The following is a 21,576-nucleotide window of genomic DNA, read 5'->3' on the forward strand; positions in this document are numbered from 1 at the left end:
CCAGGCACTGCAACACGAATTATTTTGGGGACTATACTGAGAGCTGGATTTCCTTATGAAACAGTATCTCAGAAAGTCAGGATGGGCGAATGCATGACCCTTTATTGAAAAATACGACACCAGAGAAAGCGCTGGAAGTTCAGCGTGAACTGATGAGCGCCATGGCCAGTGGCGACCGTCAGGCATTCGAGCAACTCTACCGTCTGACTTCCCCGAGACTTTTTGCCGTGGCATTACGCATGTTGCGACGACACGCTTGGGCAGAGGAAGTTTTGCACGACAGCTACATCACCGCGTGGAACCGGGCGGCATCTTATAACCCCGCCCTCAGTTCCCCGATGACCTGGCTCACCCACATTGTCCGCAACCGCGCCATCGACTGGATGCGCGGCAGCGATAACCAGACAGACGAACTGGACGACAGCGTGGCGGACCGTTACGTCGAAGAAAGTGATGAACCCCTGCAAAGATTGCAACAAGACAGCGATGCCAAAGTGCTGGCGAACTGTCTGGCGCACCTTCCCGCCGAACAACGACAAAGCCTGATCCTTGCCTATTATCAGGGTCTGTCTCACGGCGAGGTTTCATCTCATCTACAACAACCTCTGGGGACGATAAAAAGCTGGATCCGTCGCGCCCTGGATCACTTAAAGAGCTGCGTGGGACTATGAAAAGCAGAAGCCATTATCATGCTGCCCTCGCCGCTGAATATGCGCTCGGCACGTTGCGCGGCGCAGCAAAAATTCAATTCGAGCAAAAAATGCGGGAAGACCCTGAACTGGCGGCCGAAGTGGCGCGCTGGCAGGAAGCCTTCACACAACTGGATAACCAGATCATCCCGGTGATCCCACCCGCTTCGGTGTGGAAGCGCATTCAGCATAACCTTGCACTGCAACCTGCAAAACGCGCGGCTCCCGCCAAAACGCCGCTGCGCGGTTATCTTGGCTGGGCACTGGCCGCCGGGCTGGCGGCATTGCTGCTGATCCCGCGTCTGCTGGTACAACCGGGCGTGCCTATGCCGGTGGCGATCCTCGCCAGCAGTGAAGGCGCTCCGGGCGGGCAATGGGTGGTGAGTGCGGATGCCAGCACACGCAGCCTGATGCTGACCCCGCTCAATGCGCAGCGCGTGGCGGATGACCGCAGCCTGGAGCTCTGGGCCATCCCGCCGGGCGGCAAACCGCGTTCGCTGGGCTTACTCAATACCCGGCAACCCACTCAGCTGGCACTGGCGGCAAAAATGCCGGATCCGGGTTACCAGCTTGCGATCAGTGTTGAACCACGCGGCGGCTCTCCTACCGGGCAACCGACCGGTGCCGTGCTGTACAGCGGTGCGCTGACGCTCTGAAACGGGTATTGAGCAGGCAGTGAAACCTCTTAATAATCAACGGCGGGAAATATTTCCCCCGTTGATTATTCTCACCGGAAAATAGTGTTAAATTGGCCATCATTCTCAGGCGAGAATATTTATCATTCTCTGTTTTTGCTGTCATAAATATAGACACAACATGTCATGTTACATTCAGGAATAATTCAACATCCCGGTTGACCTGCTATTTACGTGAATTCAGGAACATTCCTATCCACCTTAAAAATCAACATGATAAATTAGTAAACATCGTCTGGAAGTCAATATATGGCACACGCTATCGGAACGATAGGAACGACTTTCCTGCAAAACTGAAATTTATTGCTATACTGGATCCAGTTACGAGATATATGCATTAACTAATAAGTAAATCTAACAAGGAGATATAAATATGAGTACCGCTAAACTGGTCAAAACGAAATCTTCTGAACTTATCTATACACGCAACGATTTAGATGAAAACGTTAAACTGAGCACCATCAAAGTGCTGAACCGCCTGGTGGCGGAATACATCGATCTGTCGCTGATCATCAAGCAGGCACACTGGAACATGCGTGGCGCAAACTTCATCGCCGTGCACGAAATGCTTGATGGATTCCGTACCGCAGTTATCGATCACCAGGACACCATCGCAGAACGTGTGGTGCAGTTAGGTGGCGTTGCGCTGGGTACCGTGCAAGTGGTTAACGATAAAACCCCACTGAAAAGCTACCCGACTAACATCCATACCGTGCAGGAACACCTGAAAGCGCTGGCAGATCGCTTTGCCGTTGTCGCCAACGACACGCGTAAAGCCATCGGCGAAGTGGAAGACGAAGACACCGCAGATATCTTTACCGCCGCATCACGCGATTTGGATAAATTCCTGTGGTTCATCGAATCTAATATCGAGTAATCAGGACTCGGTAACCGCAGCCTGATCAAGGCTGCGGCAAATCATCGGATCAATGCAAAAAATAAGGCCAGTGGCGTAAGCGACTGGCCTTGTTATTATTTTATTTGGAGTATTTCTTGTTTAAATGAAATGATCTGCATCTTTAAAAGCTTTTGCATTTTTGTCTTTCTCTGACAACAATATTGGCGTATTCAATTCAGGCCATTCGATACCAATATCTTTATCATTCCATAAAATTCCACGGTCACAATCAGGAGAATAATAATTCGTAGTTTTATAGAGGAACTCAGCATGATCGCTCAATGTAAAAAATCCATGAGCAAATCCCTCAGGGATCCATAACTGGCGTTTATTTTCTGCACTCAGGTGCGCACCGACCCACTTACCAAACGTTGGAGATGATTTACGAATATCTACAGCGACATCAAAAACTTCACCAACAACACAGCGAACAAGTTTTGCCTGCGCGAACGGCGCCAACTGATAATGCAAGCCCCGCAATACTCCTCTGGAAGATTTGGAATGGTTATCCTGAAGAAAATTGACTGGCTTGCCTACAGCGGCTTCAAAAAGTTTAGAATTAAAACTTTCAAAAAAAAAGCCACGATCATCACCGAACAAATTCGGTTCTAGAATAATTACGTCAGGGATTTCAGTTTTTACGATTTTCATTTTTCGGGCCTGATTATACGTTGTCACTTGCAACAATTTTAAGAAGATACTTACCATATTCATTTTTTGATAATGGAACAGCAAGCCCTGCTAACTTTTTAATATCAATAAAACCCTTACGATAAGCAATTTCTTCAGGACAAGCCACTTTGAGTCCCTGCCGAGTTTCAATGGTTTGAATGAAGTTACTGGCATCAATTAAACTTTGATGAGTACCTGTATCAAGCCATGCAAAACCTCTTCCCATCATCGCTACTGATAACTTGCCCTCATCCATGTAAATGCGATTTAAATCAGTTATTTCAAGTTCGCCCCGCAGAGAGGGTTTAAGTGATTTGGCAATTTTTACGACGTCATTATCGTAGAAATATAGCCCAGTGACTGCATAGTCACTCTTAGGTTTAAGCGGTTTCTCTTCGAGCGAAATAGCAGAACCTTTTTCATCAAACTCAACTACACCATAACGTTCGGGATCATGAACATGATAAGCAAATACCGTAGCACCTTCTGTTCTGGCATCAGCAGATTCAAGCTGTTTCTGTAAATCATGACCATGAAATATGTTATCGCCCAAAACCAGCGCGCAACTGTCTTCACCAATAAAATCTTCGCCAAGGATAAATGCCTGCGCAAGACCATCAGGAGAAGGCTGAACTTTATATTCCAGATGAAGCCCCCACTGGCTACCATCACCTAAGAGTTGTTCGAATCGCGGAGTATCCTGAGGAGTGCTGATGATGAGAATCTCTCGGATTCCAGCCAACATCAGTGTGCTGAGAGGATAGTAGATCATTGGTTTATCATAAACAGGTAATAACTGTTTACTCACAGCCATTGTGACCGGATAGAGACGTGTACCCGAACCTCCTGCAAGAATAATTCCTTTACGATTTTTCATATTTAATCTTCATGCTAATAGTTGTAAAAGTTATTTTATAAAAAACAAACCAAAACGAGTTTCATTAAAATATTTTTATAAAAGAAAAGTAATTACTTACGCTCTTTGTAGTTTTTATCAATCCACGTTTGATAAGCACCACTATTTACATTTTTAATCCACTCTGAGTTATCTAAGTACCACTGAACTGTTTTACGAATTCCTGATTCAAAAGTTTCTTGAGGATGCCAGTTTAGTTCTTGATTAATCTTACCAGCATCAATGGCATATCTTCTATCATGACCAGGACGGTCAGTTACGTAAGTGATTTGATCGCTATATTTAGTCGCTTTTGGCACTAGTTCATCAAGTAGTCTGCAAATATTTTCAACAACATCCAGATTTTTCATTTCATTATGGCCACCTATATTATAGGTATTACCAATGTTGCCGGTTGTCACTACAGCATAGAGAGCGCGAGCATGATCTTCTACATATAGCCAATCACGAATTTGATCACCTTTACCATATATTGGTAATTTTTTTCCTTCGAGGGCATTTAGGATGACCAAAGGTATGAGTTTCTCGGGAAAATGATAAGGTCCATAATTATTTGAACAGTTTGTGATAATCGTTGGTAAACCATATGTACGCATCCAGGCTCTGACTAAATGATCGCTTGAAGCCTTAGAAGCTGAGTAAGGGCTGCTTGGTGCGTAGGGCGTGCTCTCAAGGAAGAGAGGAAGTTCAGCATTTGTATTCAATTCATCAGGATGAGGTAAGTCACCATAAACTTCATCAGTTGAAATATGGTGAAAACGAAAAGCTGCCCTTGATTCATCATCAAGGGATGACCAATAGAAACGTGCAGCCTCTAATAATGTGTAGGTCCCAACGATGTTAGTTTCTATGAATGCTGCCGGACCCGTTATAGAACGGTCAACATGGCTTTCGGCAGCTAAGTGCATGACTGCATCAGGTTTATACTGTGAAAATATGCGATCCAACTCAGAACGTTCGCAGATATCGACTTTCTCGAAAACATAACGTTCGCTGTTAGCTATCACTTTCAAAGACTCCGGATTTCCGGCGTAGGTTAGCTTATCAACATTGATAACGTGATCAAGAGTGTTTTCGATAATATGACGCACCACAGCCGAACCTATAAAACCGGCCCCACCTGTAACAAGTAATTTCATTTTAGTACCATTTGAGTCTGGGAGTTATATATACATGAGAAATCAGAAGAAATTATTTCCACTCTGATTTGAAAAGAGTCATTGAAGACTGGTAGCTTTTATTAAAAAGGTCTTTTCTTTTTTCAGAGTCGTTGACAAGATTAATGATGGTATCTACCCATACCGAAGGTGAGTTAGAGATCAGTAATCCATTAATATCATGGATAATAATATCGGAATATGGCGAAACATTACTATAAACTCCGACAGCGTTCATTCTGACAAAGTCAAAATATTTAACTGGCCCCCGAGCATGATTGAACATAGAGTCTAAAAGCGGGGCAAGGCCAAAATCAATAGAATGGATTTTCTTATAATCTAAATGATCCTACTAAGGCATGGAGTCTAATAACGAGATATGTGACAATTGACAATAGACAATAGACAAAATATATTTCATGTTATCAAAATGTACAAAACATGACAGAAAAATTATTGCTATTAGGAGTAGCATTAGTCAGAATTTATAAATGATACCTGCATTGAAATGGATGAAGTGTAAGACAAGTACCTAGTAGAAAAATTCACTACTTCTTCCAGTGACCTAAATAATACTCTGCGATTCATCTAATTTTACATCGATAGACTATGACTTTAGAGCTACATTTAAAAAACAGTGAGAAAAAGGAATTTTGAAAATGGAATACAAATCGACTAATAACAACCATACTAATACATTGCAAGAATAAAATAACTTTGAATGATAGGCAATAAGGAAAAATATTTACATTAATTGGAAAAATAATTTTTTGAATAAGTAGAATCTGGTGTCAACAATGCTCTATACACATTCAAAAACTCGCAGTCATTATTATTATCATCGGCGCCACGAATAGCCTGATATAGCATAAATGGGTTAGCATCTAAATCAGAACTGACATTAGAAAGATACCTTTCCGCATTACCGCTAATAATATAATCTGGTTTTATAAGTTCAACCATTTCGTTGTGGTAAAATCTTGTTCGTAAGCATATAACACGACTAAACACATAACTAAAGTGTTTTAGCATCATTCTAAAAAATGAATCACCGAATAGCAATATTGTGTTGTTATAACATGCCTGATTATTTAAAACAATATCCACCATGCCATCATTAAAACCACCAGGACTTTTATAGTCTAGAATATCCCAGTCAGGATGAAGTAGTTTTCCTTGCTGCCTTAAAGGGGGGGTAAATTTATTTCCCAAATCACCAGGCCAATCTTGAACTTTATTTATGCGAGTTTTTATATGTTTTATGATGTTATCAGCTTCCAAAAAATCAAATGATTTAAGCATAAATCCTAACATTTCATTAGAACCAAAATCGGTCATATGCGTATCTAAAGGTAAATAAACACTTGCCTCATCATTTAGCTCTAATTTATTAGCAGGATATAAAACATAATTAACGAGGTCATCTGAGATATTATTAATGTAAAGTTCACCCAACCTAGTTACGGGTTTAATAGGGAAATTTTTTCGTAAGACAGATTGCTTATCAGGGAAAACAACATGGCGATATTTAGCGCCATGTTGTTCTGCATGCTCTTTTCTTCTTATAATATTACATGTAAAATTCTTGAATGAATCCATACTTGGCGAAAGCATTGCTGTTGTATAATTGAGAACACTATGATTACCGCCGATGAGATAAGCAAGACCCGAATTTGTAATTAACACATCGTTATGCAATTTAAATTGCAATTGCGGATATCGTGAAAGATTGTTAGCGCCAATGAAATTCAGCAAGGCCTCCAAGCCAAAAATTGAAGGTATTTTAGAACCAGCCGTATCTATTAAATCTTCTGAAATGGATAAATTAACGACACCATCAATACCCTCATGAATTTTTTGAATTGTTCTAACGTCATCAATTATATTTGCATTTTCCCAATCCAAATTTGCTAGGTTAGAAAAATCGGAATTTTGAACATTAAATAACTTATCTAGAGCATTAATGGAATTTTTTCTATCAGAGGAAACAATACATACCCTAACAGAAGAACTAAGATTACAAAAATCTATAGATTGATTTTGTAAGAACTTAAACTCTGAATCTAAAGAGTGAAGATACAAACCATTCTCAATAAGTAGATTTTGTCCTGAAAGACCAAGACATCTTATTAGCAAGTTAATCCAAACACCACTCCCGATTAATAAAACCGGATTCACACCATTATTAGTTAACGTATTAGCACATGCAATAATTCTCGTTTCAAAATCGCATAACGCATAATTCAGTGATTCGAGAATATCTTTCCCTTTAATAATAAATTGAACAAAAAACTGAGAACCAATATAAGAAGGATGTGGAGCATTATCAACGAAAAGTCTATTTAAATCTTCAGGGCTTACGTGTGACAAAAGAAAGCTAAGATCTTCAAAATTTTCACTATTTATTGGATCAGTCTCGATGAAAGGTTTTGAATTTAATAATTTTACATCATCAAGCATACGAACTTTTTTTATGACATTATTGTAAAAACCATCCCATAAAATGAATTTTACATTACTAAATTTCTCCCGCCATATGTTAATCCCCCGCTTGCAATGCAAATACATTTTATAATCATTTTCGGCACTTTTCAAAGATGAAGTAATACCCAAATATGAATCATCTATATTCCCACGTTGAGCATTCATCAATAATACTTTATTTCCGAACCTGATATCTCCTATAAATAAGTAAATGCATTTACATTGCCCATCATTAACAAGTTCTAATAATTCATTGGACCAAAATGGCATGCCTCCTTTGCCATAAAATGTAAAATCTTCTATTACTGAAGGGTCGACCTGAGTATCTTTAATGAATTTATTTAATCTATGTACATAGGGTCCGAGAATTATTGATTTTTTTTCCATAGAAATCTCCGCAATTTTTAAAAATTTGTTATATCTTTGGCTTAGCTCTATCGAAAAGTCGTAGCAGCAATGTTGTTCGCAGTGTAATTTAATAAAGGATAGTAATTCTAATATCATACCATTGACAATCAAAGCATCACAATACGCATACACTGACTGTAAGGATAATGCCCTATCCTTCCTTAGTCTCAAATTAGAATTTCGAAGTTCTAAAGCCTTATTTGAAAATAACAATGAGAGTTTTAAATGTCCTTTACTTCTTAATAAGTTAGCCAACCCGGTATATATACCAGGCGATGATAATCTATTAACTTTAAATTCAGATTCAAAAGTTTCAATATCGAATTCTTTACTAATTATTCCGATTACAGTTTTACTTAGCATTCCACACTCGCTCAAAACACCAGCGACTGCGTGACCTGCATAAGTAATAGGAACTTTTATGATATTTTTATGATATTTTTCGATAACATTTACATGTAAACTGTCAAGTCTACTTTTAGGGTCATATAAGATATAACAGTTTGAAGGCAGTTCATAATTGTCAAGCCAGTTTACGTAATGTATTAAAACTTTCGGTAGATATTCAGCCCAACGATTCTCAAAACTAATTTGCTCCTCAATGACACTCGCCTGAGGACAAATACTTAAAACTCCTTCTGCTGAGAGTAAGTATGAATATTTCAGTGCTCCGTATCCCCCCATTGATACACCATAGGTCCATACTTTCTTTTGGCCTTTAAGATGAAGAATAGCTGATAATATTTTTTTTTCATATTCAAGTTCATACCAATGATTCCACTTAGGAATTACATATACACAAAACAAAGGATGCTTAGAGAAAAATGAATATCCAAATACAGTTCCAACATTCAATTCATTTAATTTACCAGCGGCTATGATTGGTGAAAAACATACAATCATTTTATTCAACGTATTAACATCGCCAGAAGTTAGTAGAATTATATCATTATCTTCATAGATAATACTCTCAATCACGTAAACCTCGCTAAATGCAATCATTGGAATTTTTATATCATGGAATAAAATTTGATAGAATCCTGATATAGCCATTTTTGGAATCTGCGAAAAATCTTTTAGGATCGCGCTTAAACTTTATGACTTTCTTTTTGAAATTAGATTGAGAATCAGCATTATTCAACTTCTCAATTTTCATGTCATATAAAGGACTATCTAATTTTGACGAAACTACAACTTGAGGAGAATCGCTTGCATCAGCCAATTTAATAATTGCCTTAACTTCTTTTTTAGGCGTAATGTTAGCAATGTACTTTTTATGATGCATATTGTGCGCTTGCCGTACTTGCGGTGGGACATTCAAATTTTCATAATATGGAATTAGATTGTCGAATTTGCACAATTCATAAGTAAATGCTTTACTACCTTTTTTATGTAATATTTTCTCAAGCTTTATAGCTCGCTTAACATTAAACATAAAAGTATAAAAATCAAATGCAATAGCCTGAGGTACAAGATAATGTCTCATTATCACATTGGAAATTTTATGATTATGCTTAGTTAGCGTTATAGAATCTATATTGTCATTCAATAAACTTTCTATTTTAATAGTGTTTACATCAAAAGGAGATTTACCAAGCACAACAGTTGGTATATCTAACATCATTGCTTCAAATCCAACACTGCTGTTGATGGTCACTGCAAAGTTTACTAAATTTAATAGCGCCAAATAACTATCTTTATCATTAACATCATCAAGCCATACTATATTATCAGACTCGAACCCATCTACATATTCCTTACAAGCTTCGTGATCATCCTTATTTATTAACCTTGAAACAGATGCATTCGCCATAGGATGTGGTTTTATAATGCATGTATATCCAGCACTGCTTAGTTTTGGCACAACATCCTTAAGAAAAGCCAGCATGCCTTTATATTCTGAAAATATTATTCTGTTAGAGTCATCCTTTAGTTGAAGTGGTATTAATACATTTTTGCCAAATGAGGAATAAATATACTCTGAATACTTACTTTGTATTGGCTTAAAAACAGCATCTAAGGCCATATTATTTTTTATTCTAACAGGCAATATGCTTTTAATATCTACTAATTCATTCTCATCAACTGCCTCCAGATCAACATGTCTGATAATCGAATTACCATTTACACCACAGGCATCAAAACATATAGTGTTGAGAATAGGCTCCCTAACACAACCTAACTCCATAGAAACATTATGAATACCTTTTCTGTTGCAATAATCTCTTACTGCTCCATTCGTACTCCAGTTGACAACAACATCAAAATCAAAGACATTATTTTTTATCCTGTCGAGAATTCCTGAATAGAATTCAGAAACCTCTCCCTTACCATTCATAAGAGATGTCCAATAGTCAATTGCTTCGGGTTCAGTATTCCAGTCACGCAGGTAGAATGATAAACGATCATTTTCCTCCTTTGTTAAGCCAATAAAAATAGTTTTTATATCTTGGTTACTGTCTGTTAATTCCTTATAATGCCTGGAAACAACAATTCTAATATCATCATCATTAATTTTTGAATTATTTTCAGTTAGGTAATGCTTTCTAAGCATATTTATTATTTCTTTACCAACCCATGCAAATTGGTTAAAACTGTTTCTTAGCGGATGAACCTCTAAATAAAACAAAACTCTCATTGTATTTTCCCTTATTTATAAAACTCATGTAATTTAGAATATTGATTTTCAGCCATGCAATTAACCTTAGAATATTCGTAAACTTCTTCAGATAATTTATTTCTGATACCTTTATCCATTATCATATAAAAATGCTCCTCCCACTTTGATAAATTTTCAGCTAGCATTATTCCGGAATCACTAAATCTTGCCATATCTGGGATAGGCGACGCAATGGTAGGTGTGTTTAATATTCCAGCTTCAAAAAACTTCAAACCACTTTTACATGAGTTAAAAATATTATCTTCAAGTGGGGCTATATTAACCCAACAAGTATTGATCAATGTTGGTAACTTTTCGTACTCGACAGCCTTGATAATTTCAAGACTCGACTTATCAAATTTTTTCTCATCTACTTTTAATGGCCCGACAATTCTGAGCTTGCATTGGCTATTATTTTGAAGAAAATTAGATACTGTATCCTCAATCATTTCCCAGTCATGATTATGACTCGATGTACCAGAGAAATATCCAATCAATCCATATGTTGGTTTATTGGTTATCTCTTGGCTCGCTCTGTCAACCCAGATAGATGACATGCCATTATGGATAACCTGAACATCTGCATCTATATGTGATTGTAAAACCTGGCACTTTAACTCTGTTGTGGATACTGTTACTTTGTTGAAAAGCTTTAATGCTTTATGATTTCTCTTAAAAATATCTACAGCAATCCTTTCAGAAGCACGGCCATTAAGATATAAAGATGAATAAAGTGCATTTTTCGCATCAAATATTAAATCATCATAATCTGCTATCAGATTTTTATTTAATTTCTCCCCGTAAGCAACAGCTGCTTGCAAGTTCTTTGTGAATGGCGGCTTATGGAATACTATTACATCAAAATAAGAGATGTAATCCATTTTCAAATCTTGATAATGAATTACATTAACTAAATTTTTATTATCTCTTAAAACCTCTGCAAAATTATAGCATCTATATCTAACTGCGGGATCTAAGTATGGTCGCTCTCGCCGGGCTGAATTTGTAACGTATAACACTTTCATCCAATTTATAACCTCTATTTAACTGCTTGTTTAAATAATTTCTTTATATGCCCGAACTGCATCTTTAACACTTGGATTTAAAATAACATTTCCGTCATCATCAAAATAAAGAGCAAGATCGCAATACTTTTCTAAAAGTTGGGTGCTGTGAGATACCATCAAAAAGCAAGTTTTATTTCTATGTGAATCAAATACTTCTTCGCATTTTCTTTTAAATTTTGCATCTCCAACTGCGGTTACCTCATCTACTAGATAATAGTCGAAATTGAAAGCCATGCTTAAACCAAAACCAAGACGAGAGCGCATCCCAGAAGAATATGTTTTTATAGGCATATCAAAATATTTTCCTAACTCAGCAAACTCCTCTACAAATGCTACTTTATCTCTTAATTCTTCTTTTTTAGAATACAACCTTGCTACAAACTTGACGTTTTCTCGGCCAGTTAAGCTCCCTTGAAATCCACCAGACAAACCTACAGGCCATGAAATAGTTTTATTGGTTATAATTTTTCCACTATCAGGGCGATCAATCCCACCGATCATTCTTAATAACGTAGATTTTCCAGCACCATTTCGGCCGACAAGTGCAACACTTTTTCCCGCTGGCAATAACACATTGAGGTCTTTGAAAACATAGTGCCTTCCTCGTGGTGTCATATACGATTTAGTTAAATTCTGAATTTTTATCATGATGTCAACATTGCTCTCTCGCGAGTTCGATATAATGCAAGGCCTATAAATAGTGTCCCGAGGCTACATATTGCTAAATAGCTCAGACTTACACCGTCTGCATCATAACCCTCAACAACAGCAAGTCGGCTCAATTCTATTGCATGCAAAATTGGATTCCATAACACATATTGCCAATATTCTTTAGGTATAGCATGCAATGGAAGCATAACGCCTGATATAAAATAAAGTGGTTTGATAATTATGGGTAAAAATTTTTCAGTTTCTGGAAATGTTTTCCCTGCCACCATAAATATAAGCCCTACACCTAAAGAAAATACTATCAAGAGAAACCACGCTGTCACTAAAGCTATAATATTGGAAAAAGTAAAATCTTCACCAGACAAACCCAATAATGTCATTAACAAAACATATACTATCGCATAGACGACGGTTTCTAGTATGGTACGCGCGATTAGCGTGTCTATGGGTTTCACTGGCCTATAGTTAAACAAGCCTTGGTTAGCTTCAATTGCACCTATTGCCCGAGTAGCGATGCTGCTAAATATAAAAAATGGGATGATTCCATTGATTAAAAATATTGGAAATGAAATATCAGGCATCGTCCTATGCATTACATAGCCAAAGATTCCAAAAAGTATTAGTAAATGAGCTGCTGGTTCAAGAACAGCCCACAGATACCCTAACCTGAACTTCCCAAACCTTGTTTTTAATTCTCGCAGGAACAAAGCTTTTATTGCTGCTTGCTGGACTTCAAATCCGCTTCTCGCCATATATACTCTATAACCTTAGAATGAAGAATAACCCACGCTACCGCCCCTGGTCTGAAAGACACCAGTGCATCACATAACCCAAGTTTAAATTTAATTAATGTCTTTTTAACGCATTTTGGTGCATTTACTTCTAGAAACTATCACTGAGTATTAATGTCGTTAATGTGCTTACGACTTATTTTGTTCCCACCTACCGACATAACGCAGTCCATGAGATAACGAATTATCGAATTTACTTGTTTGTACTGCACTGGGAGCTTCGCCATAAAAAACAGCATTGATCTGAGTATTTTTCAGCAAGTAAAGCCGGAATTGTTTGAACAACTTCATATCAGGCGTGAATCCTGAGCACCAGAACTGGTTCAGATGTCCCTGATAAGTAATGCCTTTAATATCGTACAGCGCGTTGCCCATCACCTTCAGCGGCTTGTTATGGATCAGAGCGGATATCCCCGCCGTGCTGTTGATGGTCACTACCGCTTTGGCGTGGGTCAGCAATTCCGGCATCGGAAGATCGTGGACGTAAATCACGCGGTTATTGATGCGGTATTTTTTACCGAGCTGGCGGATAAGCGGCCCGTATAAGCGGTGCCCCCTGTCCATCGGATGATGTTTGATCACCAGAAACTCGGTCGGCGGCGCTTTCTTGGCGAAGGAATGCATCACTTCGTTGATGTAATCACGCACATCGTTATACGGGCTGTGGTTGCGGATCTGGCTGTCGTTGTAGACCTGCAAAATCGCCAGGAAGTAGCGCTGATCCAGATCCGTCTGGAGTTGCTGCAACACATTGCGCTGACGGAAGGCATACACCTTTTTGCGCCAGGCAGCACGGGTCCAGCAGCGCGCCTCATACCACGGCGAGAAGGATTTGTGATGGCGATATTTCGGGAAATCATGGCGCGAGCCCCACCCGACCAGATAGTACGTTATCGCATGACGGACGCGCTGCCAGGCCGAAGGTTTGATCTGCTCGATGTCCGGCATGGTCATTGGTGGCAGGTTGCGGTAAAACTCCGCCTCGCGCGGCACACTGGAATAGGCATTCACGCCGTTCTGTTCCAGCGTGATGTAGTGCGGGCGCAGATAGCCCTCCTCAAATGCGAGGAAGCGCACACCTTTGGCCTGTGCCCAGCGCTTAGCTGCCTGATGCAACGGACGACAATCCCCGAAACACACAATGGTGTCGAAGTCGTAATCCTGCCACGTCTCTTTCAGCCAGGTCGGAAACTCTTTCGGGGTCTGCTGAAACAAGCGGTATTCCCGTTTACGCGAATATCGCCTGTCGCCGCCGTTGAAAACGACGTTCACCGCTTCCCGCCCCAGAGACTCAAGCCACTGCGCCAGATCGCTGAAGAAAGGCCCCATCGGCCCCTGCAACAGCAGATACTTTTTTCCAGAAAGTAATGTAGTAAGCGCCTTACTGTCCATTTTCGTCCACGCTACAAACTTTGAGTAAATAACTGAATTTACGGGTTAAATATGACCCGGATCAGCATGAGCATTTTCTTGTAATAACGGGCTATATTGTCCGCTTTAGTTTTAATCATCTGCAATTCAGCCCTTTGCGTTGCAGCAAGAAGTTCAACCGCCTGCTCCGCTAAAATGGGCTCCCGACTGTGCGGGTGGATATACGACGGGTAGGCAATCAGCGCCTGATAAACCACATCGTCTAACGTGAGGCGGCGCGTACGGCGTGAACACCTGTGTTCATCCTGCGTCAGCCCCCATCCGGCATAAAAAGGCATGCCGTAACACACCACTTTTTTACCGTGCAATAAGGCTTCAAATCCCGACAACGAGGTCAGCGTATGCAGCTCGTCGGCGGCCTGAATGCATTGAATAATGTCGGCATCTGATGCCTGACTGTCTGCCCAGCGGCTGACATCTTCGGCGGGGATCTGCCCCTGCCGGTTCCCCACCAGAACATCCGGGTGCGGTTTATAAATGATGTATGCATCCGGATGGCGTTCGCGCACAGCCCGTAACAGCCCGCCGTTGGTGCAAACCGACAGCGTGCCGGTCAGGATCGAGGCGTCATCTTCCACCTGCCCCGGAACCAGAATCACCGTCTTACCGGCGGCGTCGGCGGGCAGCGTGAACGCCGCACCGAGGTTATATTTACTGACTTTGCTGGCGACCAGCCGGTGGCGCAGCGCGGCGGCGCGTTGCTGCTGATATGCCGTCAGGTGGCTTTGGCTGAGCAGATGCTCCAGATCGCTCGGGCGCGTGGCATCGTAGTAGATGCCCGTTTTATCCAGCACCAGCGAAAGCGGCGGATGCAGATCTGAGCCCAGCCCGGCGGAGCGCAGAAAACCGTCTTCCATACGCCACTGCGGCAATTGATGTTGCGCGGCGGCACTTTGCCAGCGAGCCTCACCTTTAATGCCCCACACCACGCAGGCAGACTCACCGGCGAAGCACTTACTGAAATTCACTTTGTTGCCGGTGGTGCGCAGAAACGGCGTCAAAATCGTGCGCTTCCACAGCGTCAGCCCCGGCGACCATAAACGTCCTGCGCGCTGCTGGTGATGCTGTCGTTGCATCAGCAGCCAGCTGAGGACGTCAAACAAGGTGCCGCGTTTGCCGTCTGCCGGATTGATATACCGTGTGTAGCGCAGGCAGGCCGCGCTGAACAAATCTTCCAGAGTGGCACTGCCGCGTCGCGCGCTGAGGGATGCCGACTGTGCGTGGCGGTCGTCCGTCAGCCCCCATCCTGCGTACCACGGCTGGCCAAATACGCTGACCGGCTTACCGGCCATCAGCGCTTCAAAACCGTAATTCGAAGTCACCACATAAACACGGCTCACCCGGCGCAGCAGCGACTGCGGGCTGACATCCATCGCCAGCAGTCTGATGCGCGGGTTCTGCTTCGCCAGTTGCGCTATCTGGCTGAAATAGCCAGATTTTTTTCCCTGAAGCACGTCGGGATGAATTTTCACCCAAATCTCCGCTTCCGGGTTCTCCGCCATTGCGGCCTGTAACATGCTGTCGAACTGTTCCGCACCGGCGTTGCCGTACACCACGGCCATATCGCCAAAGGTCTGATCTACCACCAGCACGGCGCCCTGCGGCGGTGACGTGAGCGTGCACGCCGGTGCCTGGTTGTATTTCGATAAATCCCCGCTGACGATCATCTGCATCGCCTGGCGCGCATCGTCATGCAGTAACTGATTCTCTTCGTGCTGATGGATCAGCCCTTCAAGCGAACTGGGGCGCGAAGCGTCGTAATACATGCCTTCGCTGTCCAGCACCATGGAGAGCGGCGGCGAACCGCTCACCCCTAACCCCAGCGAGCGGATAAAACCGTCTTCGAGGCGCAGCACCGGCAGGCCTTTTTTCTCTGCCAGCGCCACCGCTTTGGTGCCGCTCGGGCGATAGCCCCAGACAGCAATCCGCGTGATGTCATCCGGCAGCGGCCGCACCAGCGACACCTTGCAGCAAGGCTCGCCGAGAAACGCCGTCAGATGCGGGATCCGGTAGATCCCGCCAGAAAAAATCCCCAGCATTACAGGGTCAGCACCACTTTCGCGGCCACGGCCAGCTGGTAAAGAATGGTCGAGATGCCACGGGTGACTTCGATGTTCTTCGACTCATACTTCGGCAGCACCATCAGCTCGTCGCCCGGTTGCAGCGTTTTGACGTCTTCTGCATTCACCGCTTCGCCGTTTTGTCTGATCAGGATGACTTTGGAATTGCCGGATTTTTGGGTGAAGCCACCGACTTTCTCGATGTAATCTTCCGGGCTGAGGCCTTTCTGCCAGCTCACCGCATTCGGGAACAGCACTTCGCCGTGGATCATGACCAGCGAGGTTTTCTCCGGAATATTGATGACGTCGCCATCTTCCAGGATCACCTGATTAAGGTTGTCTTCGCTGAGCACCACTTCGCCTTTCGGCACCACCTGACGCGCTTTATTGACAAAGCGGCTGACCAGCTGGGCTTCCTGAGTACGCAGACGGGCCTCTTCCTGAGTCGAAGACTGCGCGGAAAGTGAAGCTTCTTCGAGTTTCTGCAATGTCAGATCCAGCATCTCTTTCTGACGCAGGGCGACAGAACGGCGGTACAGCTGGATAGCGTTAATCTGCGACATGCTGTTGGTACGAATTTTTGGTAACAGCTGGCTCATGGTTGCGCCGTAAGGCAGCACCACCGCGTGCTCGCCGGAATGCGCACCTTCAATGCGAACCTGAATCGTACCGGCGTAGCGATCCGAACTGATGATCAGCTTGTCGCCGTCCTGCAATGACCGGCCCGGTGCCGAGCTCAGCGGGTAATACTCGCTGCGCTTCATGCTGCCCTGCTGGCGGATAATGGTCATGTGCGTCGCGCCCGGTTTCGGACGAGCCCAGCTCAGCGCTTCGCTGACCGGGATCGTGCTGTCACGAAATTCAAAGTCATAGCTGTTGAAGACGTCGCCATCCACGCTGAAGGTATGCTGACGCGGCCCGACCACAATGGTATCGCCATCAGAGAACTGCGAGAGGCGCAGATCGCCGTTGAGCAGGAAGTCATACAAATTGATGCGTGAACGTACGCGATCGTTGTGCTTAACCACGATGTCCACGTAGCTGCCGCGCTCGGTATCTACGCCACCGGCTTTGCTCAGGTACGAGAGCAGCGAGTCAGAGGCTACGCCGCCGTAAAGGCCGGGGTTGGTGACATAACCGGTCACAAACACTTTCACCGGCTGCGCCTGCAACAGCGAGGCGTACACATTCACGTTTGCCTGATAAACCTGTTTCACTTTGGTGGTGATCACGCTGTTCAGCTGGCTGTTCGAAATCCCTGCCACTTTAAGCGGGCCGACGTTAGGCAGGAAGATATTGCCTTTCGGATCGACGGTCAGTGCGCCATCAAAGTTGAACGCGCCCCACAGGCGGATCTGCACCTGATCGCCCAGCCCGATAATGTAGTTCGGGTTGAAACCGATGCTGGCGCCATTATCTGCAGCCGCTCCGGAAGTGAACAATTGTGCACCAAACATACGGCTCATAACGGCGGGTACCGATGGTGAAGTCGTATTATCGAAACCCGAATCAGAATTATTTTGTTGGGTTTGACCTGTCAAAAATGTAGGTAATGGTGCCGCCCCCGTCATCGCAGGATCCGCATTAATACCCAACGCATATGCCTGTGAGAACTGGCAGGCCAGCAAAATTAAAACGCTTTTAAATAGTTTCATAACGAGCTCAGTAAGCAGTCTCTAATGGCAGAAATGATAAATTCTGACGTCGCAATATTAGTCTTTATGATCATCGATAATTGCCAGCAATAATTTGGCGGTTCCGAATAACAAACAGCAAACCAACAGCCAACTGGCAATCAAATAAGGTATATTTGGGAACTTAGTTTCTTGTGGTAATTGCGGCGAACTGATTACCGACAGTACTTTGAGTTTTCGCGCCGCTTCGACGCGGGTCTTTTCGATCGAGGTTAGCGTAAGTTTGTACAGATCCGTATCGAACTGAACCTTTGCCTTAATTTCTTCAAAATCTGCAGCCATACTATTGAGTTTATGGCCATCCGGGGCGGTAATTTTACTTTTCTCAAGTGTTATCTGATTACCGAGAGATGAGATGGCATTCTTAGCACTTATTACTTGTGGAGCATCTTCACGTAAGTAAGTAAGAAGATTACGTAATTCAGCTTCCATTTGAATTTTCTGGCCTTCCATAGTATTAACCAGTGTCACCGCAGCCACAGCCTGTGCTTCAGGATCTAAAATATCGTTCTGATTTTGGTATGCAAGTAATTGGCTCTTACTTGTATTCAACCGTGCCCTTGCCTCGAGCATCTCATTTTCTGCAAACAGCTGTTGGTCACGCGCTATTTTGTGCGAGATTTCATTGATGAATCGTTCAGATTCTTTCAACACTGTTTTGTTAAATTTTTCAGCGAATTCTGGGGTAAAGCCTTGAGTTCCAATCGTTAACAAACCTGCTTTATCGTCATAGGTGACCGAGATACGGTCTCGATAATAATTAAGAAACTTCTCGCTACTCGCATCTTCTGAAAGATGGTAGAAAAAATCTAATCCGCTCTGTCCGAATACAGAGTGAAAATTCAGCTGCTTATCCAAAATAGACAACATATCAGGAGAATTAATGTACTCCTTAAGATACATGGCATCCTGAGCAGTATTTGGACTGGCTGCACCCAGAAGCAGACCGACATTTAAACTCGTTCCGCTGATGTCATTGGAGCTTTTAATAGCAACAGTAGATTCGCTTATATATCGCGGACGGCTGAATATCACTAAATAGATGATCAACAATGTCATCGGCAAACCGATGATGAGTTTGCCTAAGTTACGATTAATCGCAGCCATGCTTAACCATGGTGATCGACGAACCCTGGCAATGTGTTCGCCGGGCCATGCAGACTTCAGTTTTTCAATAAACATTTCTTATCATCATGACAAATCGCACGTTTTCAACATCGTGCTTTATTAAAAGTACCGTGATCCTGCGTGTCTTTCCCCTGCAACCAGATCACGGTGCGCAATGTTTTCAGTCGAAAATACGAACCAGACCCGCAACGTTGTTTTCTTTATCTGTCACCAGCAGCACGGAAACGCGGTGCTTTTGCATCAGCGTTTCGGCATCGGTGATCATCATGTCCGCCGGTAACGTCAGCGGCGAACGGGTCATCATGTCGGCAGCACAGGCACTCTCGAGCTGGGTACTTTTTTCCATATACCGGCGTAAATCCCCGTCAGTAATGATGCCCGTCAGTTGCTGTTGCTGATTGTTCACCGCCACCATGCCCTGACACCCGCAGGTGATGGCAGAAATCACCTGACGGAATCCGGTATCTTCACGCACGGTCGGCACAACCGGCAGCATCACATCTGACACGCGGGTGAGCAGACGGCGGCCGAGAGAACCTCCCGGATGGTAACGGGCGAAATCGGTAGGCAGGAATTTACGCTGACGGATCAAAGCCACAGCCAGCGCGTCGCCAATTGCCATGGTCAGCGTGGTCGAGGTGGTCGGTGCCAGATTGTTCGGGCAGCTTTCGCTTTCCATCATCAGTTCCAGCGTGGCGTCAGCATGTTTTGCCAGCGTCGACGCGTTGTGATTGGTGATCGCAATAATGCGATTACCGAACTGGCGCAGTGACGGAATTAATTTCAGGATTTCATCCGTTTCCCCGCTGGCTGAAATGAGGATCAGCAAGTCGTACGGGGTGATCATGCCGAGATCGCCATGAAAGGCTTCGGCGGGATGAATAAAGAAGCTTGGTGTACCGGTGGAAGCCAGCGTCGCGGAGATCTTTCTGCCCACGTGGCCGGATTTGCCCATACCGGACAAAATGACGTGGCCCTGGCATTCAATGATAAGCCGGAGAGCTTTCTGATATTGCCCGCTGTCGAGATGCGAAGAAAGGTGATGCAGCGCATCAGCCTGTTCAGAAAGCGTACTGCGCACTGAGTCAATCAGACCGGGTTGTACAGACGCGCCCGTGGTGCCGCCAATTACCTGATTATCTGCCACATTAATGCCCTGATTGGGGTAAGACACACTCAGACGCCACGGCCAAAGTGGTTACTCATTATGGTTAGCCGATCAAGTAAAATGTGCCCTGAAGAAGTCCATTTCATGGTCTGGCCGGTCGCTACTGCGTCGCAGTATGAGAAATTGAATGAGGAGTGACCGGAAATCAGCGCCGGTAAAGTCAATTTTCAGCGGGCTGAAAAAGTTACACATTAGCGAAAAAACATACAAATTCACGCGAACTATAAACAATCGAAACACATTCATTCAATTGATGCATTTTTTAACATACAGCACGATATAACACAAACTGTATCGGAGTTTTCTTATCAAAATCCCGACTATACTCAATGAAGGCTAAGACACATCGGGTTTTCAATAGATTGTTATATAACAAATAGTTATTTGTATATGACAAAGATAGAGGCGGCGAAGAATCAATCAACATGGATTATTCTTAATCATAAAGACAGACACATTGTGAGGTTTTATGGCAAGCGGATGGGCGCAAGATGGCGCAGTACAAGATCAGATAGATTCCACGGTGAATGATGCCGTTGATCGCGCACGTCAGTCACTCGGCCAGGGTGAAAGTGCGGAGTTCTGCCACGAGTGTGGAGAACCTATTCCACTGGCGCGCAGAAAGGCGCTTAAGGACGTGCAATATTGTGTCACCTGCCAGGCCGCGCTGGATAAAAAACAGCAGGATCACGCCGGGTATAATCGTCGCGGCAGTAAAGACAGTCAGCTTCGTTAACCCCTCCTCCTCCCTCCTCTTTTATGCTTATGACCCATTGCACCATTATGGTTCAATAAAAGTCATTTCGCAGGTGAATATCCGGTTCCTCCTCTTTACATCTGCTTCAAAATTGAGCACAGGTTTTGTTTTCGTTCCGCAAAAGTTAGAGCGAGTTATCATTTGCGCGGCGTAGTTGTTAATTAATGATTGTTTAAAAGACAACATCTGGTTAATGATAAAGCGCTGCACCACGAGAGAACATTGCAAAGTGT

17 protein-coding genes are annotated in these 21,576 nt (G+C 43.3%); 4 read left to right on the forward strand and 13 right to left on the reverse strand.

Annotation, left to right across the window (positions count from 1 at the left end; translation table 11 throughout):
* Positions 1 to 89 precede the first annotated feature (89 nt).
* The 3 genes from ACQZQY_RS19180 (at position 90) to dps (ending at position 2,261) form a co-directional block, all read left to right on the forward strand.
* Positions 90 to 671, forward strand: a complete 582-nt coding sequence (locus ACQZQY_RS19180; protein ID WP_056769116.1) for an RNA polymerase sigma factor — start codon at positions 90 to 92, stop codon at positions 669 to 671.
* A complete protein-coding gene (locus ACQZQY_RS19185) occupies positions 668 to 1,345 on the forward strand; it encodes an anti-sigma factor domain-containing protein (RefSeq protein ID WP_183847695.1) in 678 nt (225 codons plus the stop codon). The genes ACQZQY_RS19180 and ACQZQY_RS19185 overlap by 4 nt, the downstream gene beginning before the upstream one ends.
* Positions 1,346 to 1,757: 412 nt before the next feature.
* Positions 1,758 to 2,261, forward strand: a complete 504-nt coding sequence (gene dps / locus ACQZQY_RS19190; protein WP_056769114.1) for a DNA starvation/stationary phase protection protein Dps — start codon at positions 1,758 to 1,760, stop codon at positions 2,259 to 2,261.
* A gap of 120 nt (positions 2,262 to 2,381) precedes the next feature.
* Here dps and rfbC read toward each other — a convergent pair whose 3' ends face one another.
* The 13 genes from rfbC to ACQZQY_RS19255 all read right to left on the reverse strand — a co-directional run bounded on the left by rfbC (position 2,382) and on the right by ACQZQY_RS19255 (position 20,547).
* Entirely contained in the window at positions 2,382 to 2,933 is a 552-nt protein-coding gene (rfbC, locus tag ACQZQY_RS19195) for a dTDP-4-dehydrorhamnose 3,5-epimerase (RefSeq protein WP_431296220.1), read from the reverse strand.
* A gap of 13 nt (positions 2,934 to 2,946) precedes the next feature.
* Positions 2,947 to 3,831, reverse strand: a complete 885-nt coding sequence (rfbA, locus tag ACQZQY_RS19200; RefSeq protein ID WP_431296221.1) for a glucose-1-phosphate thymidylyltransferase RfbA — start codon at positions 3,829 to 3,831, stop codon at positions 2,947 to 2,949.
* Between the two features lie 92 nt (positions 3,832 to 3,923).
* Positions 3,924 to 5,009 carry a dTDP-glucose 4,6-dehydratase gene (gene rfbB, locus ACQZQY_RS19205; RefSeq protein WP_431296222.1) on the reverse strand — a complete coding sequence of 362 codons (1,086 nt, stop codon included), beginning with the start codon at positions 5,007 to 5,009 and terminating at the stop codon, positions 3,924 to 3,926.
* Positions 5,010 to 5,777: 768 nt separating this feature from the next.
* Entirely contained in the window at positions 5,778 to 8,972 is a 3,195-nt protein-coding gene (locus ACQZQY_RS19210; RefSeq protein WP_431296223.1) for a hypothetical protein, read from the reverse strand.
* Entirely contained in the window at positions 8,935 to 10,557 is a 1,623-nt protein-coding gene (locus ACQZQY_RS19215) for a hypothetical protein (protein ID WP_431296224.1), read from the reverse strand. The genes ACQZQY_RS19210 and ACQZQY_RS19215 overlap by 38 nt, the downstream gene beginning before the upstream one ends.
* Before the next feature lie 11 nt (positions 10,558 to 10,568).
* Positions 10,569 to 11,603, reverse strand: coding sequence for a hypothetical protein (locus ACQZQY_RS19220; RefSeq protein ID WP_431296225.1), 1,035 nt, complete (start codon positions 11,601 to 11,603; stop codon positions 10,569 to 10,571).
* Positions 11,604 to 11,633: 30 nt separating this feature from the next.
* Positions 11,634 to 12,293 carry an ABC transporter ATP-binding protein gene (locus tag ACQZQY_RS19225; protein WP_431296226.1) on the reverse strand — a complete coding sequence of 220 codons (660 nt, stop codon included), beginning with the start codon at positions 12,291 to 12,293 and terminating at the stop codon, positions 11,634 to 11,636.
* The gene (locus ACQZQY_RS19230) at positions 12,290 to 13,066 is read right to left on the reverse strand and encodes an ABC transporter permease (RefSeq protein WP_431296227.1); all 777 of its coding nucleotides are present in this window, start codon (positions 13,064 to 13,066) and stop codon (positions 12,290 to 12,292) included. The genes ACQZQY_RS19225 and ACQZQY_RS19230 overlap by 4 nt, the downstream gene beginning before the upstream one ends.
* A 168-nt stretch (positions 13,067 to 13,234) precedes the next feature.
* On the reverse strand, positions 13,235 to 14,497 hold the full coding sequence (locus ACQZQY_RS19235; protein WP_431296228.1) for a capsule biosynthesis protein: 1,263 nt from the start codon (positions 14,495 to 14,497) through the stop codon (positions 13,235 to 13,237).
* A gap of 38 nt (positions 14,498 to 14,535) precedes the next feature.
* Positions 14,536 to 16,575, reverse strand: coding sequence for a capsular polysaccharide biosynthesis protein (locus ACQZQY_RS19240; RefSeq protein ID WP_431296229.1), 2,040 nt, complete (start codon positions 16,573 to 16,575; stop codon positions 14,536 to 14,538).
* Positions 16,575 to 18,251, reverse strand: a complete 1,677-nt coding sequence (locus tag ACQZQY_RS19245) for a polysaccharide biosynthesis/export family protein (protein ID WP_390972619.1) — start codon at positions 18,249 to 18,251, stop codon at positions 16,575 to 16,577. Before ACQZQY_RS19245 ends, ACQZQY_RS19240 begins: the two co-directional genes overlap by 1 nt.
* Positions 18,252 to 18,308: 57 nt before the next feature.
* The gene (locus ACQZQY_RS19250; RefSeq protein ID WP_390972621.1) at positions 18,309 to 19,472 is read right to left on the reverse strand and encodes a capsule biosynthesis protein; all 1,164 of its coding nucleotides are present in this window, start codon (positions 19,470 to 19,472) and stop codon (positions 18,309 to 18,311) included.
* 106 nt (positions 19,473 to 19,578) lie between these two features.
* A complete protein-coding gene (locus ACQZQY_RS19255; RefSeq protein ID WP_431297216.1) occupies positions 19,579 to 20,547 on the reverse strand; it encodes a KpsF/GutQ family sugar-phosphate isomerase in 969 nt (322 codons plus the stop codon).
* A gap of 508 nt (positions 20,548 to 21,055) precedes the next feature.
* Here ACQZQY_RS19255 and ACQZQY_RS19260 point away from each other — a divergent pair.
* The gene (locus tag ACQZQY_RS19260; protein WP_431296230.1) at positions 21,056 to 21,322 is read left to right on the forward strand and encodes a DksA/TraR family C4-type zinc finger protein; all 267 of its coding nucleotides are present in this window, start codon (positions 21,056 to 21,058) and stop codon (positions 21,320 to 21,322) included.
* The last annotated feature ends 254 nt before the right edge of the window (positions 21,323 to 21,576 follow it).

Source organism: Rahnella sp. PAMC25559 (genome assembly GCF_050632365.1).
GTDB classification, from domain to species: domain Bacteria; phylum Pseudomonadota; class Gammaproteobacteria; order Enterobacterales; family Enterobacteriaceae; genus Rahnella; species Rahnella rivi.